At 72.2% G+C, this 13,829-nt stretch carries 11 protein-coding genes; 3 read left to right on the top strand and 8 right to left on the bottom strand.

Going from position 1 to position 13,829, the window contains the following annotated elements; translation table 11 throughout:
- Positions 1-15 precede the first annotated feature (15 nt).
- From LWF15_RS22830 to LWF15_RS22850, 5 genes are all read right to left on the bottom strand, one after another.
- The gene (locus LWF15_RS22830; RefSeq protein WP_232812944.1) at positions 16-975 is read right to left on the bottom strand and encodes a phytoene/squalene synthase family protein; all 960 of its coding nucleotides are present in this window, start codon (positions 973-975) and stop codon (positions 16-18) included.
- A 66-nt stretch (positions 976-1,041) separates the two neighbouring features.
- A complete protein-coding gene (locus tag LWF15_RS22835) occupies positions 1,042-2,628 on the bottom strand; it encodes a polysaccharide pyruvyl transferase family protein (protein WP_232812945.1) in 1,587 nt (528 codons plus the stop codon).
- Positions 2,625-4,079, bottom strand: coding sequence for a hypothetical protein (locus LWF15_RS22840; RefSeq protein ID WP_232812946.1), 1,455 nt, complete (start codon positions 4,077-4,079; stop codon positions 2,625-2,627). Before LWF15_RS22840 ends, LWF15_RS22835 begins: the two co-directional genes overlap by 4 nt.
- Before the next feature lie 105 nt (positions 4,080-4,184).
- Entirely contained in the window at positions 4,185-5,720 is a 1,536-nt protein-coding gene (crtI, locus tag LWF15_RS22845; protein ID WP_352396669.1) for a phytoene desaturase family protein, read from the bottom strand.
- 50 nt (positions 5,721-5,770) lie between these two features.
- Positions 5,771-6,874, bottom strand: coding sequence for a polyprenyl synthetase family protein (locus tag LWF15_RS22850; protein ID WP_232812948.1), 1,104 nt, complete (start codon positions 6,872-6,874; stop codon positions 5,771-5,773).
- Between the two features lie 294 nt (positions 6,875-7,168).
- Here LWF15_RS22850 and metF point away from each other — a divergent pair, with 294 nt between their 5' ends.
- The 3 genes from metF to LWF15_RS22865 all read left to right on the top strand — a co-directional run bounded on the left by metF (position 7,169) and on the right by LWF15_RS22865 (position 9,763).
- Positions 7,169-8,086 carry a methylenetetrahydrofolate reductase [NAD(P)H] gene (metF, locus tag LWF15_RS22855; RefSeq protein ID WP_232812949.1) on the top strand — a complete coding sequence of 306 codons (918 nt, stop codon included), beginning with the start codon at positions 7,169-7,171 and terminating at the stop codon, positions 8,084-8,086.
- Between the two features lie 66 nt (positions 8,087-8,152).
- Positions 8,153-8,803 (top strand): CDP-alcohol phosphatidyltransferase family protein, encoded by a 651-nt coding sequence (locus LWF15_RS22860; RefSeq protein WP_232812950.1) that lies wholly within the window; start codon positions 8,153-8,155, stop codon positions 8,801-8,803.
- A gap of 81 nt (positions 8,804-8,884) precedes the next feature.
- The gene (locus LWF15_RS22865) at positions 8,885-9,763 is read left to right on the top strand and encodes an RpnC/YadD family protein (RefSeq protein ID WP_232812951.1); all 879 of its coding nucleotides are present in this window, start codon (positions 8,885-8,887) and stop codon (positions 9,761-9,763) included.
- Positions 9,764-9,842: 79 nt separating this feature from the next.
- On the opposite strand, the gene LWF15_RS22870 is transcribed toward LWF15_RS22865, so the two are convergent.
- The 3 genes from LWF15_RS22870 to LWF15_RS22880 all read right to left on the bottom strand — a co-directional run bounded on the left by LWF15_RS22870 (position 9,843) and on the right by LWF15_RS22880 (position 13,826).
- Positions 9,843-11,342 carry a phytoene desaturase family protein gene (locus tag LWF15_RS22870; RefSeq protein WP_232812952.1) on the bottom strand — a complete coding sequence of 500 codons (1,500 nt, stop codon included), beginning with the start codon at positions 11,340-11,342 and terminating at the stop codon, positions 9,843-9,845.
- Between the two features lies 1 nt (position 11,343).
- The gene (locus LWF15_RS22875; protein ID WP_232812953.1) at positions 11,344-12,489 is read right to left on the bottom strand and encodes a glycosyltransferase; all 1,146 of its coding nucleotides are present in this window, start codon (positions 12,487-12,489) and stop codon (positions 11,344-11,346) included.
- A gap of 161 nt (positions 12,490-12,650) precedes the next feature.
- Entirely contained in the window at positions 12,651-13,826 is a 1,176-nt protein-coding gene (locus LWF15_RS22880) for a carotenoid biosynthesis protein (RefSeq protein ID WP_232812954.1), read from the bottom strand.
- Positions 13,827-13,829: the final 3 nt, after the last annotated feature.

Genomic DNA, 13,829 nt, shown 5'->3' on the forward strand with positions numbered 1-13,829 from the left:
TGTGGTGAGCGCGTTCTAGACGCTCGCTCGTTCGGGGTCCTCGGCCCCGGGCAGCACGATCTGCCGGTTCGCCTTCCGGGCCTTCTTGGCCCGGCGGGCGGCCGGCAGGGCCACCGCCAGCCGGCGGGTGATCGGCACCGACGCCCGCCGGGACAGCACCTGGTAGTCGATCCGCTCGACCGCGTCGAGGATCTCGCCGTACAGAGTGAACGCGGTGTACATGCAGTCCCGCGAGGTGGGGTGCAGCATGTCGATGCCCGGCTCGGCGAACGCGTAGAGCCGCCGGGTGCGCTCGATCTCGAACTTCAGCAGTTCCCGGATCATCGGCGTGACCACGCCGCCGCCGAGCGACTCCCGGGTCACCCCGAAGCTGTCCAGGTCCTCCTGCGGCAGGTAGACCCGGCCGCGCTGGAGGTCCTCGCCGACGTCGCGGATGAAGTTCGACATCTGGAAGGCCTCGCCCAGGGCCCGGGCCCGGGCCGTCGCCTCCGGCGACTGCGGCTCCAGGATCGGCAGCATCTGCAGGCCGATCACCGCCGCCGACCCGTACATGTAGTGCTCCAGGTCGGCGTACGTCTGGTAGCCGGTGATCGTGGCGTCCATCTGCATGGACTCCAGGAACGCCTCGATGTGCGCCCGCGGGATGTTCCAGCGCCGCACGGTGTGCAGGGTCGCCACCGCCGCCGGGTCCTGCGGCACCGGGCCGCCGGAGAGGGCTTCGAGGAACTCCTCGCCCCAGGTCTGCAGGGCGGCCGGGTCCGGTGCGGTGAGCGAGTCGACGAACTCGTCCGCGGAGCGGGCGAACGCGTACAGCGCCCAGACGTAGGGGCGCTTCTCCGGCGGCAGCAGCATCGACGCCAGGTAGTACGTCTTGCCGTGCTCCGCGTTGACCCGGCGGCACGCCTCGTAGGCCGCTCGCAGCTTCTGGTCGCCGATCTTCGCGGCGTCCAGGGCCCGGTCGGTCATCCGTGGCATCTGTACCTCACCTGTCTCATCGTTCCCCCGAAGTCACAAGATTCACTGGACCGGAGACTAACCGGCTCACCCCCGGGGCACGACCCGCAACGGTTCCGGCAGGGCGGCCAGGTTCTCCAGCGTCACGTCGAAGAGCCGCTGCTGCAGCTGCCGGATGTCGGCCACCACGGCCGCCCGGTCGTCGAGGATCTGCCCGGTGACCTCGCCGAGGCGCTCGGCCAGGGCCGGCTCGTCCACCGCGACGCCCCACTGCGGCCGCTCGATGTCGGCCAGGAAGTAGGTGAGCTTGGGGTGCGAGACCAGGCTGACGATCGGGGTCCCGCAGCCGAACGGGATCATCCCGGCGTGCCCCCGCATCCCGACCACCAGCGCGGCCCGCCGGTAGGTGGTGTGGATCTGGGCGACCGTCATGTCGTACATCGGGATCACCGGCAGGGTCAGGCCGTGCTCGCGACGCAGGTCGACGACCAGGTTCTCGTCGTCCACGCAGTGCGCCGCGTAGTGCACCTCGGCCCGGTGCCGGGTGGCCAGGACCCAGTCGCGGATGCCCTCCAGGAACCGGGCGTAGCCCTCGCCGAAGCGCCGCTCGGACCGGTCGTAGGCGCAGTTCAGCAGCACCGGCCCGGACTCGCCGAGGTCGCCGGGCGTCTCCCAGGCCGGGCCGCCCAGGTGTGCGGTGACCGTGGTCGGGCAGGGCTGCCAGCGCACCTTCGCGGCCAGTTCGGCCGGCAGCATCTCGCGCACCCGCTCGATCGAGCCGGAGTTGCGCAGCCCGACGAACGAGGCCTTCTCCACCAGGGTGCGCAGCGAACCGGCGAACCGGTCGCCGTGGAAACCCTGACCCTGGAACGTGTTGTAGCCGACCGCCCAGACCACCAGCGGCACCCGGATCCGGCGCAGCATCTCGTCGGTGACGTTCCACTGCCAGCCGGAGTTGCCGTTCGGCGCGGTGTCCGGCAGGAACAGCCCGCCGCCGCCGAGCACCAGCCCGTCGCCCGCGTTGACCTGGGCCAGCCGCTGCTCGTCGAAGAGCTGGTGCACGTGCACGTCCCACCAGCGCGGGAAGGACTGCGGCTTCTTCAGGGCCCGCTTGGCCAGACCGGCGCGGGGCTGCGGTTCGTACTCCAGGTCGAACCCGCGCCGGACCGAGTCGACCAGGCCCAAGTCGCCGGCGTTGCCGTGCGGGTCGGCGTGGAACGCGGCGTGCGCCAGCATGCCGCTGGTGTCGCCCACCGCGTTCGCCGTCGTCTCGGCCCGCTCGTTGCGGCGCAGCTGGATCCGGCAGCCCCGGTTGGACGGGTCCAGGCCCAGACCCTCCAGGGCGTACTCCCGGCCCCGCACGTGGTCGTGCCGCACCCAGGCGATCTCGGAGAGCTTGGCCAGGGCGCCGGGCGCCTGGACCGGGTCGGCGGCCGCCAGGTGCAGGTGGGCGCAGGCGGCCGGGTAGTCGGACACCGCGGCCAGGCTGAGCCCGGCTTCCAGGTGCACCGCGGCGGGGACGCCGGCCGGCGGGGAGTCGGGCAGGCCGGTGCGGGCCAGCTCGGCCGCCTCCCCGAACCGGCCCTCCTTGCGCAGCCGGGCCAGGCGGACGTTCAGCGGGGTCTCGGCCACGGTCAGGGGAGCCGGGAGCTCGTCGGTGGAGCGGGTGGTCATCGGACTCCGATCGCGTGCTCGTCGAGCCGCTCCAGGCGGGGGGTGAGCCAGGAGAGCTCGGTCCGGCCGAAGTCTTCCTCGGGGTGGAAACCGACCAGGTCGACGCTCTCGCACACGGCCAGGACGTCGAGCAGACGGATCAGCTGGTAGGCGTCGGTGACGTCGTCGGTCGGGGCCTCGCCCGGCGCCGGCGCGGCGGCGGCCTCGGCGGGCCGGGGGAGCTCGGCGACCGGATGGCGCACCGGCCGGCGCAGCACCTTCTCGGCCACCGCGTGCTGCTTGCCCGGGACCAGGTGGGTCCGCAGCCCGGTGACCCAGTCGCGCGGGTCGTCGGCCAGGATCATCCGCAGCCAGGCCGGGGTGTCCCAGCCGTCGGTGGCGTCGTGCCGGATGACCTGGAAGTCGGTGCGGCTGCCGCCGTCACCGGGCACGTTGCCGGCCGCCCCGAACCGCACCACCACGTCGTAGCCGTCGACCCGCTCGCCCAGGCCGGTGTCCAGCAGACGGTGCCGCACCGGGGTGACCAGGCAGACCCGGCTGCCGGTGAGGCGCTGGCGCAGGTCGTTGAGCCGCAGCACGATCAGGTTGCGGGCGGCGTCCTCGTCGAGCGGGGCGGGCTGCAGCCGGGCCTCGCGGCGCCAGCGGATCGCGTGGTGCAGCACGTCCTGCGTCTCGGGCCGGGCCAGCTCGGCCATCGGCAGCGCACTGGTCGCGGCGGCGAGCCGGGCCACGGCATCGTCCAGCCGGCGCCGCGGGGTGGGCCGTTCCAGCAGCTCCAGCGTCGGCCCGGCCTCGTCCGGCAGGGGCACCCGGGCCTTGCGCGCCGCGTTCAGCCGGGCGGCCAGCCGGGCCCGCTGGTCGTCGCGCTCCTGCAGCCGCCGGACCCGCTCGACCACGCCGAGCCGGTCGCCGTGGGTGATGTTCAGGTAGGACTGGTGGGCCTGCACCGCGGTGGCCAGGTCGCCGGTGCCCTCGGCGGCCAGGGCCCGCTGCCGCCAGGCGGCCCGGGAACCCGGCCGGGACGCCACGATCACCTCGGTGATCTCCAGGGTGAGCTGCGGGGCCCGGGCCCGGGCGGCCTCGGCGCAGCGCAGCAGCTGCTCGACCAGGCCGGGCACGGCGTCGGCCCAGGCCCGCTCGCCGGAGGTGATCGCGGCCGAGCCCGGCGCCCGCATCAGGGCCTGCACCGACTCGCCGATCGCGTCGAGCTGGGTGCGGACGTGCTCGGGCAGGTCGTCCCGCCCCCCGGACTCGGTCCAGCTCGCGACGGCGGCCAGGAACGGCGCGTTCAGCTTCCGCGCCACATGGGCCTGCAGGGCCCGGATCTCGGCCTCTTCCCGGGCCAGCCGGGCCGCCTCGAGCTGGGCGGCCCGGCGTTCGGCCCGGGCCTGCGCCCGGGCCTCGGCCAGGGCGCGCGGCGTCAGCTTCTCGAGCTTGCCGAGGAGGGTCATCGGCGACCTCCGGAACGGGTCTGGTGGGAGCAGGCGGTCGGGCGCACGCGCAGAGACTACCGGTGTGACCGGACAGTCACTTTCCGTGGCCGAGGGTGACGCCTCTCAGCGCCAGGCCCGGGAGGCGTACACCGGATCGGGCCCGGTGATCCGCTCCGCCGCCAGGCGCCCGGAGACCAGCACCATCGGCACACCGACCCCGGGCTGTGTGCCCGAACCGGTGAACACCACGTTCTCGCCCCAGAGGTTGCCCGGGCGGAACGGGCCGGTCTGGAAGAACGAGTGGGCGGAGGCGAACGGCGCCCCGCGCTCCATCCCGCGCTCGGCCCACTCCAGGGGCGTGGTGACGTCCTCCACCTCGATCGAGTCGGCGAAACCGCTGTAGCCGCGCGAGTCGAGCATCGACAGGACGTGCTCGCGGTAGACCGGCCCGACCCGCTTCCAGTCGATCGGGGCGTCCAGGTTCGGCGTCGGGAACAGCACGTAGTGGATGTGCCGGTTCGCCGGGGCCAGCCGGGCGTCCGAGATCGTGGGATTGCTGACCAGGAACGACGGGTCGCTCATCAGCCGGCCGGAGGTCAGCTCCTCGAAAGTGCCCTTCCAGGAACCGCCGAAGTGCACGTTGTGGTGGGCCGCGCCGGGCCAGGACTGCCGGGTGCCGGCCAGCATCAGGTAGCACGACGGCGAGTACTTCAGCCGGCGCACGGTCAGCGGGGTCTTGCCCAGCAGGTCGCGGTAGGCGACCGGCAGGTCGGGGTTGAGCACCACGACGTCGGCCGGGATGCGCTCGCCGTCGGCGGTGAGCACGGCGACGGCCCGGCCGCCCTTGTGCTCGACCTTGGTGACCTCGGTGCCGTAGCGGAACTCCACCCCGTGCCGCTGGGCCGCGGCCGCCATGGCGGTGGGCACCGCGGCCATACCCCCGGCCGCGGTGAAGACCCCCGCCACCGAGTCCATGTAGGCGATCACCGAGTACAACGCCATCGCGTCGTAGGGCGACAGACCCGCGTACAGAGCCTGGAACGAGTAGATCCGCTGGGTGCGGTCGTCCTTCAGGTACTGCCCGACCTTGGGCGCCATCCGCCGGAACCCGCCGATCGCGGCCAGCTTGGCCAGGTTCAGGGTGACCAGGTCCAGCGGGGAGTCGATGTTGCGGTCGATGAAGTCCCGCATCTCGTACTTGTACAGCCGGGAGACGAACTTCACGTACTGCCGGAAGCCGCCGGCCTCGTCCGGCCCGATCTTGTTCTCGATCTCCTCGGTCATCGCGTCGACGTCGGAGTGCACGTCGATCGTGGTGCCGTCGGCGAAGCTGGTCCGGTAGAGCGGGTCGATCGGCTTCAGGTTGAGCCAGTCGGCCATGTCCTCGCCGAGCGCGTCGAAGCAGTCGGCGATCAGGTCGGGCATGGTCAGCACGGTCGGGCCCGGGTCGAAGCGGTACTCCCCGTTGCCGCCGGGCGCCTGGATCGAGCGCACCGCGGCCCGCCCGCCCGGCACCAGGTCACGTTCCAGCACGATGATGCGGCGCCCGGTGCGGGCCAGCCGCATCGCGGTGGACAGGCCGGCCAGGCCGGCGCCGACGATCACCACGGTGTCGGTCGGCCCGGAAACGGTACGCGGGCCCTTACGGCCGGCGAGCAGAGCGGCAGGGGCGAAACGCTGGCCCAGAGAGTTGGTCACCGGCACCCGGATCACCGTACCCGGGTGGTCGCGGCGACCACGAGGCCGGTCAGCACGTCACGGGCCGGGCCGTCGGCCAGTTCGGCCCCGGCCAGCGCCTCCTCGGCCCGGGCGGAGGAGCGGGCGATCATCTCCTCGATCCCGGCGAGCGCGCCGGTGCCGACGATGATCTCGCGCAGCGTCTCCACCCCGGTCTCGTCCAGGCCCGGATCCCCCAGCAGCCGGTTCACGGTGGCGGTCTGCGCCGCGGTGGCGTGCTGCAGGGTGCGGCCGACCAGGACGGTGCGCTTGCCCTCACGCAGGTCGTCGCCGGCCGGCTTGCCGGTCGTGCCCGGGTCGCCGAACACGCCCAGCACGTCGTCGCGCAGCTGAAAGGCCTCGCCCAGGGCCAGGCCGAACTCCGAGTACACGGCCAGCAGGCGCTCGTCGGCCCCGGCCGCGCTCGCGCCGATCAGCAGCGGGTGCTCCACCGAGTACTTCGCGCTCTTGAACCGCACCACCCGCAGCGCGCGCTCGACCATCGCCTGCGGGTCGCTCTGGGGGGCCACCTGGCTGAGCACGTCCAGGTACTGGCCGCCCAGCAGTTCGGTGCGCATCTGGTCGAACATCGGCCGGGCCCGGCCGAGCTGCTCCGCGGACATGCCGCTGGCGGTGAACAGCTCCTCGGTCCAGACCAGGCACAGGTCGCCGGTCAGCACGGCGCCGGCCAGGCCGAAGGCCGCCGGGTCGCCCTGCCAGCCCTGCTCGGTGTGCAGGCTCTCGAACTGCTTGTGCACCGCGGGCATCCCCCGGCGCAGGTCGGAGGCGTCGATCAGGTCGTCGTGGATCAGCGCGGCGGCCTGGAACAGCTCCAGCGAGGCGGCCGCGTTCACCGCGGCGGGGCAGTTCTCGCCGCCGGCGCCACGCCAGCCCCAGTAGAGGAAGGCCGGGCGCAGGCGTTTGCCGGCGCTGGTCATCGAGGTGATCCGGTCGAGGACCTGGACGCACTCCGGGGCGATGTCGGCGAGGGCGGCCGAGCGCAGGGCGAGGAACTCCCTCAGCGCCATGTCCACCCGCTCCCGCAGGTCCTCGGCCTGCAGGGGATGGCGGCCGGGGGCCGGGGCGAGCGACGTCATGCTGACGGGACCTCGTTTCGTTCCTGCTGGCGACCCGGTGTCCGTACCGGGTTCGGGCCCGGTCCGTGGTGGCCGGGAGCCCACCTTCTCAGGTCTGACGACCGGTTGCGCGTCGGTAGGGGCGACAGCCCCGGAACAACGCCGCCTTCCGTCCCGGACCGTCCCAAAACGACCGGCTCGCACGAGCCGGACGTCCGTGACCGAGGAGGTCACCGACGTCCATTGTTCGGTCTGGGCCCTAAGAGATCGGATCGGTACCCGGCTGTGGTGCCCCGGACCCGTAAACTCGTACCCATGGCTCAGGACCGATCGGCAGCTGGCTCCCCGTTGCACGAGCAGCTGCAGGCACTCATCGCGGCGAAGCGCCCGTCGATCTCGTTCGAGTTCTTCCCGCCGAAGACCGACGAGGCGGAGGCGGTGCTCTGGCAGTCGATCCGCCGGCTGGAGCCGCTCAACCCGACCTTCGTGTCGGTCACCTACGGGGCCGGCGGCTCGAGCCGGGACCGCACCACGCGGGTCACCCAGCGCATCGCGCAGGACACCACGCTGACCCCGATGGCGCACCTGACCTGTGTCGGCGCCAGCCTGGCCGACCTGCGCGGGGTGATCGCCGACTATGCGGCCGCCGGGGTGAAGAACGTGCTGGTGGTGCGGGGCGACCCGGCGGGCGGCCCGCGGGCCGAGTGGGTGCAGCACGAGGGCGGGCCGCGCTACGCGGTCGAACTCGTGAAACTGGTCCGTGAGCTGGGCAACTTCAGTGTGGGGGTGGCTGCGTTCCCGGACATCCACCCGGCCAGCGCCGACCTCGACGCCGACGCCCGGGTGCTCGCGATGAAGGCGGAGGCGGGGGCGCAGTTCGCGATCACCCAGATGTTCTTCCGCCCGCAGGCCTACTTCGACCTGGTCGAGCGGGCGGCCTCGCTGGGCTGCACGATGCCGATCATCCCGGGGGTCATGCCGGTGACGAACGTGCGCCAGGTGGAGCGGATCGCCGAGCTCACCGGGGTGGCCCTGCCCGCCGAGGTGGTCGAGCGGCTGCACGCGGTGGCGGACGAGCCGGCCGCGGTGCGGCAGGTGGGCGTGGAGATCGCTACCGAGCTGTGCCAGGAGCTGTTGCAGGGTGGCGCGCCCGGGCTGCACTTCATCACGATGAACCGCTCGACGGCGACGCTCGAGGTGGCGGAGGCTTTGGGGCTGACGGCGCGGGTCTAGCTGCCTTTGTCTGAAGACGTCGGTGGGCCTGTGCGGTGCGTAGGTCGGCGGTTGCGGGGGTAGCGGATGACTGATCCCGAGCCGGAGTTCGGTGACTGGTCCTCCCTGCACGGTGATGCCTCGCCCACCGGGATCGTGGGTGCCTGGCTGCGTTTCGTGTACATGGTGGCCAGGCCCCTGGTCCGGTTGGGGGTCTCGCCGAACGCGGTCACCCTGGCGGGACTCGTGCTGGGCGTAGGCGCGCTGTGGCCGGCCGGTGCCGGATCCCGCTGGCCCCTGCTGGCTGCGGCTCTGATCGGTGTCTCTGCGCTCCTCGACGGTCTGGACGGCGCTGTCGCGGTGCTTTCGGACAAGGTCACCGAGCTGGGCAGACGTCTGGACCACGTCTGCGACCGCACCACGGAAGTCGGCTTCGCCGTATGCCTCTGGCTGGCCGGCGGTCTGCTGCCCTGGTCCCTCGCCGGGGCCCTGCTCGCTCTGATTCATGAGGGCGTGCGGTCGTGGGCGCGTAGCCGGGGGGTGACCTCGATCGGGGTGGTCACGGTGTCCGAACGCCCTACGCGAGTTCTGGTCTCGGCCATGTTCGTGCTGGCCGCCGGGGTGTATCCGGAGTCGGCGGCAGACTGGGCGACCATGGGCGGGATCGTGCTTACGGGGGCGGGGCTTCTAGGGCTGGGGCAGCTGATTCTGGCTATGCGGCGGGCTTTCTCGGAGTAGCGGTCTGTACGAAGCGGGATTTGTCCACAGAAGACGCTCTGGGCGGGCTTCAGCCGGTGGGTTCTGGCCAGGCTCGGTTGCATGGAGAAGGAACCGGCCCGCCCTGGCCCGATCTACGACCGGGTGATGCGGCGGCTCGTCGAGAACGATCTGCGGGGATTCTGCGACTGGATCGGGGTGCCGTGGGAGGGGATACCCGCCGTGCTGCCGGGGGTTTTCGCAGCCGAGACGCTGAGTGTGGACCTGCTGGTCCGGACCGGCGCCGAACGCATGCTGCACACCGAGTACATGAGAACCCCCACGCCCGACGTGCCGGGCCGGATGATGCTCTACCGGGCTCAGATCATGCGCCGCTACCCGGGGGTTCGGCTCACTCAGGTGGCGGTGGTGCTGGGGGAGGGGCGGCTGCGGTCGGCCGACGACCCGGAGAACGGGTTCTCGGCCGGGATCCGCACGATCTACCTGCGGGAGACCGACCCGGAGCAGCTCCTGGCGATTCCTGATCTCGCACCCCTGGCGGTGCTGGCGCGGGGGAGCCGGGCCGAGCGGGGAAGCCGGTTCGCGCAGACACTGGAGCTGATCCGCAAGCAGCCGGAGGAGCGGCAGGCCGGGCTGTACGAGGCCGCGGTGACATTGGCGGCGATCACGCTGGACCGGGCTACGATCGGAAACATCGGGAAGGAGATGGGTGTGAGCATCGACGAGGTGGTCAGCTTCTACGACGACACCGTGATCGGCGAGGCGCTGAAGGCGCGCGGCCGGGAACAAGGCCGGGAACAGGGCCGGGAACAGGGTGTCGCCCAGACTCTGCTGGCGTTGTTGAGCAGCCGTTTCGGTGACCGGCCGGGCCTGCCGGATCTGGCGGACGAACTGGCCCGGTCGGGCTCGGTGGAAGCCGTGGTGCGGGCGATCGGCGAGGCGGCCGAGCCGGAGGACGTGGCTCACCGCGTGCTCGGCTAGAGCCTTTCCGGCAGGCCCGCCGATCAGGTGCTTCCGATCAGGTGCTTCCGATCAGGCCTGTCCGATGAGGTCTTTCTGATCAGGCCTTTCCGATGAGGTCGGCGACGATGGCGGCCGACAGCCCGACCAGGGGCAGGCCGCCGCCCGGGTGCGACGAGCCTCCGACCAGGAAGAGCCCGGGAACGGGGCTGCGGTTGGCGGGGCGCAGGAAGGCCGAGCGGGCGCCGTTGCTGCTGGAGCCGTAGATCGCCCCTCCGGTCGAGCGGGTGTTCCGCTCCAGGTCGGCCGGGGTCCGGATCTCTTTCCAGAGCAGTCGTTCCCGTACGTCCAGACCACGCCGGGCCATCACATCGAGGATCTTCTCGGCGTAGGAGGCGGCCAGACCGGGTTGGTCCCAGTCCATCCCCGATCCCGGGTCGTGCCGGGGAGCGTTGACGAGGACGAACCAGGCTTCGTGGTCGTCGTCCGGGCGAAGCTCCGGATCGTCCGGTGCGCTGATGTAGACCGTGGGATCGGGCACCGGAGAAGGTCTGCCGGACTGCCGGCCGGTGCCGAACACGTGGTCGAACTCGGCGTCGTAGTCGGACGGGAAGAGCACGGTGTGATGCCGGAGCCCCGGGGTGCGCCCGCGCAGCGCCAGGAGCATGACGAATCCGGAGAGCGAAGGTGAGGCCTTGGCGAGCGCGCGGCGGCCCCGATCGCCTTCGGACCCGGGCAGCAGATCGCGATAGAGGTGGGCGGCCTCGACGCCGGAGACCACCACGTCGGCCGGCAGGGTCTCACCGCTCTCCAGTTGCACGCCCTCCACCTTCGGTGCGGCGAGCACCCGGGAGACCGGCGCCGAGGTGCGGATCTTGACCCCGCGTGAAACCGCCCGTTCGGTGATGGCGGCCCCGAGACGCCAGAGGCCACCAGGGATGTACCAGGCGCCGAAAGCGTGTTCCACGAAAGGAATCGTGGCCAGGGCCGCCGGTGCTCGCCGGGGGTCGGACCCGGTGTAGGTGGCGTAGCGGTCGAGGAACATCCGCTGCTCGGGTGCCTGCAGGTACTTGCGGCCGAGGTCGCGGAGGCTGAGCCAGGGCGCGACCGTGCGCACGTCGGCCGGATTGCGGGCCAGGCCGAGCAGAGTGCGCACGCCCTCGAGCGGGGACTCCAGGAAGGGGTCGCGCGTCAGGTCCCAGATCCGGGCGGAGCGCTGGTGGAAAGCGCTCCAGTCCCGTCCCGCCTTCTCACCCAGGGCTGCGGCCCAGGCCCGGGAGACTCCGGCCGGGCCGGTGTTCGGCAGGTCGAACTCCAGACCGCCGGGGAAGCGGTAGTGGCAGGTCGGGTCGAGCGGAACCAGTTCGAGCTCGTCGTCCAGCGGGCGGCCGGTCTTGAGGAAGAGGTCCCGATAGACCGCGGGCAGCGTGACCAGGCTGGGGCCGGTGTCGAAGGCGAAGCCTTCGCGGCGTAGCAGCCCGAGCTTGCCGCCGACCTGCGCGGCCTGCTCCACCACGGTCACCTGGTGCCCCAGCGCCCCGAGCCGGGCCGCGGCCGAGAGCCCGCCGAGCCCGGCGCCGATCACCACCACCTTGGCCACGTCAGTACTCCTCGGCCGGGTCGGCCGGTTCCACCTCGTGCGCTCGGCGCCGGGCCGGGGCGATGGACCGGCCGCGCCAGGACAGTTCGCCCCGGCCCTGTGCCCTGAGCGACCGGGCGACCAGCGAGCCGAACACCGCGATCGATGCCGGGTGGGCGAAGGCGTCGGGCAAGGACCGGCCGCCGGTGCGTTCGGCGACGAGATAACGGCCGACCACGCCGGCCAGGTACCCACCGAAGCCGGTGAGGGATCCGGTGAGCGCGGCCACCGGCGGGACCAGATAGACCACGCCGAGCCCGGCGACCACCGCCCCGGCCCCGGCCCTGGACCCGAACGCCGACCACAGTGATTTGGTGTAGCCGTCGCGCAGTTCCGGCCAGCTGCCGTACATCCGGCAGACCGCGAGCCCGGTGCCGTCGACCACCCCGCCGTGGCCGCCGGCCGCCTTGACCGCGCGAAGCAGGGCAATGTCGTCCAGCACGGCGCTGCGTACGGAATCCGCAGCGTGCCCGCCGCTGTCGCGGTAGGCGTTGGCGTCGAGCACGAGGAACTGGCCGTTGGCCGCGGCCAGGCTGCCGCGGGGCGAGCGCTCGGCCAGGCCCAAGGGCAGGGTGGTGAGCCAGGACCACTGCAGGAGCGGCTGAACCAGACGCTCGGCGGGGGTGTCGGTCAGCTGCCGGGGGTAGGGGGAGACGAGTTGCAGGCCGGACTCCCGGAGCAGATCCACGGCCGCGGCCAGGGCGTGCGGGGCGAACCGGACGTCGGCATCCACGAAGACGAGCACCGATCCGGAGGCCGCCTGGGCCCCGGCGGCGCAGGCGTGGGGCTTGCCCAGCCAGCCCGGTGACAGCTCACCGGCCTCGATCAGGTGAACGCGAGGGTCACCGGCCGCGGTCCGCCGCACGATGTCGGCGGTGCCGTCGGTGGAGCCGTCGTCGACGACGAGGATCTCCAGGTCGGGGATCCGGATCTGGTCGAGAAGGGAGGCCAGGCAGGGCGCGACCCGGTCGGCCTCGTCACGGACGGGCAGCACCACCGAGACCCGCTCGCGGACTTCGGTGGGATCGCAGGTGGGACGTCGCAGGGCGCGCAGATTGAACGCAGTGTGGACGGTGAGACCCACCGCGGCCAGGCTCCCGGCGCGCACGAGCCCTCGCCATATCTTCTCGGTGGCACGACGGCTTTTCTGGGGCCCACGACGGCCTTTCTGGGGGCCACGACTGCCGGAGCGGGTCTCGTTCCGCTCGGGCCCTGGCGTGTTGGACACCCGGGCGGAGGTCCGGTTCCGCACCTGAAGGTCGGTCAGAGTCACTCGTCCCCGCCGTTCCGCGCTGATCCTGCGGTGAGATTGTCTGTGCTGGTGGGGCTGGTGCGGGTGGGGCTGGTGCGGGTGGAGCTGTTACTGGTGGAGGTGCCGCTAGAACTGGTGCCGGTGGAACTGGTGCCGGTGGAACTGGTGCCGGTGGAACTGGTGCCGGTTCTTGCGGAGGTGGCGCCCGGCGAGCCCGGAGCCGTGTCGGGCGTCGGTTTCTCAGAGGGCTGTTGCCGCTCTTGCCCCGGCTGGCTGGCAGCGGCCAGTCGGCGCAGATAGGGCAGCATGGTCAGGCCCATCACGAGCCCGCCGTAGAGCGCCACCCAGGGACGGCCGAAGAAGAGCAGATTGCCCACTGCCGAACCCAGCCAGGTCCAGGTGAGCACGGCGGCTGCGGGCCATTCCCAGGTGGGGTGGTGGCGCGGCCGGTCGGGCAGCGCCCGGTCCAGGGCGGCGATCATCACCAGCGCGACCAGCACCCAGCCCGCGAAGTTGGTCAGTGGGATGCCGGGCACCCCAGGCAGATGCGGAGTGGGGTGAGCGAAACGCCAGGCGTCCTGGGCGATCATCTGCGGGTCGAGGTACAGGTCCCAGGAAGCAAGCGTGATTCCGCCGAGCAGGACGGTACGGATCCGGCTGGTACTCCCGTCCGGACGGGCAGCCAGTCGACGGCCGAGCAGGAGCGCCGGATAGGCGATCATCGTCCAGGCGATCGGTACCAGCAGCGGCACTTCGGCAAGTTTCAGGCCCAGCTGGCCGGTGTACACGTACTCGCCGAACGGATAACCGGTCCTGACTCCCACGGCCTCGGCCAGCAGGCCGATGCCACCGGCGACCAGGAACAGGACCGCGGCGTGCGCCGCGCTCCACCGGAGCGCGGCGTGCAGCACCCCGGCCGAGGTCAGCAGCACCACGCTGACCACCGTGACCACGCGAAGAACGGTGCCGGAGGTGAGCGGGTAGCTGATCTGGGTGAGGATGCCGGCCACCAGCAGCGCGGCGACGATACGCCCGGGGAGATCGGAAGTCCCCGTTCCCCCGGCCCGGCCCGGCCACCCTGCTCGCCGGCCCCGCTCGGCCCGCTCGGCCCGCTCGGCCCGGTCGGCCCCCGGGACCCGAACCCCGGCGGGCCCGGCCGTGGGGGTCTCGGGTGCCGTCGGTTGCTTGCTCACTGC

This window comes from Kineosporia rhizophila (genome assembly GCF_021277265.1).
In the GTDB taxonomy this organism is placed as follows: domain Bacteria; phylum Actinomycetota; class Actinomycetes; order Actinomycetales; family Kineosporiaceae; genus Kineosporia; species Kineosporia rhizophila.

Excerpts from the sequence above, each read along its gene's own strand:
- LWF15_RS22860 (WP_232812950.1), top strand. The coding sequence starts at position 8,153 with ATGACTGATCCCGAGCCGGAGTTCGGTGACTGGTCCTCCCTGCACGGT.
- LWF15_RS22830 (WP_232812944.1), bottom strand. The coding sequence starts at position 975 with ATGCCACGGATGACCGACCGGGCCCTGGACGCCGCGAAGATCGGCGAC.
- LWF15_RS22850 (WP_232812948.1), bottom strand. The coding sequence starts at position 6,874 with ATGACGTCGCTCGCCCCGGCCCCCGGCCGCCATCCCCTGCAGGCCGAG.
- LWF15_RS22835 (WP_232812945.1), bottom strand. The coding sequence starts at position 2,628 with ATGACCACCCGCTCCACCGACGAGCTCCCGGCTCCCCTGACCGTGGCC.
- LWF15_RS22840 (WP_232812946.1), bottom strand. The coding sequence starts at position 4,079 with ATGACCCTCCTCGGCAAGCTCGAGAAGCTGACGCCGCGCGCCCTGGCC.
- metF (WP_232812949.1), top strand. The coding sequence starts at position 7,169 with ATGGCTCAGGACCGATCGGCAGCTGGCTCCCCGTTGCACGAGCAGCTG.
- LWF15_RS22865 (WP_232812951.1), top strand. The coding sequence starts at position 8,885 with ATGGAGAAGGAACCGGCCCGCCCTGGCCCGATCTACGACCGGGTGATG.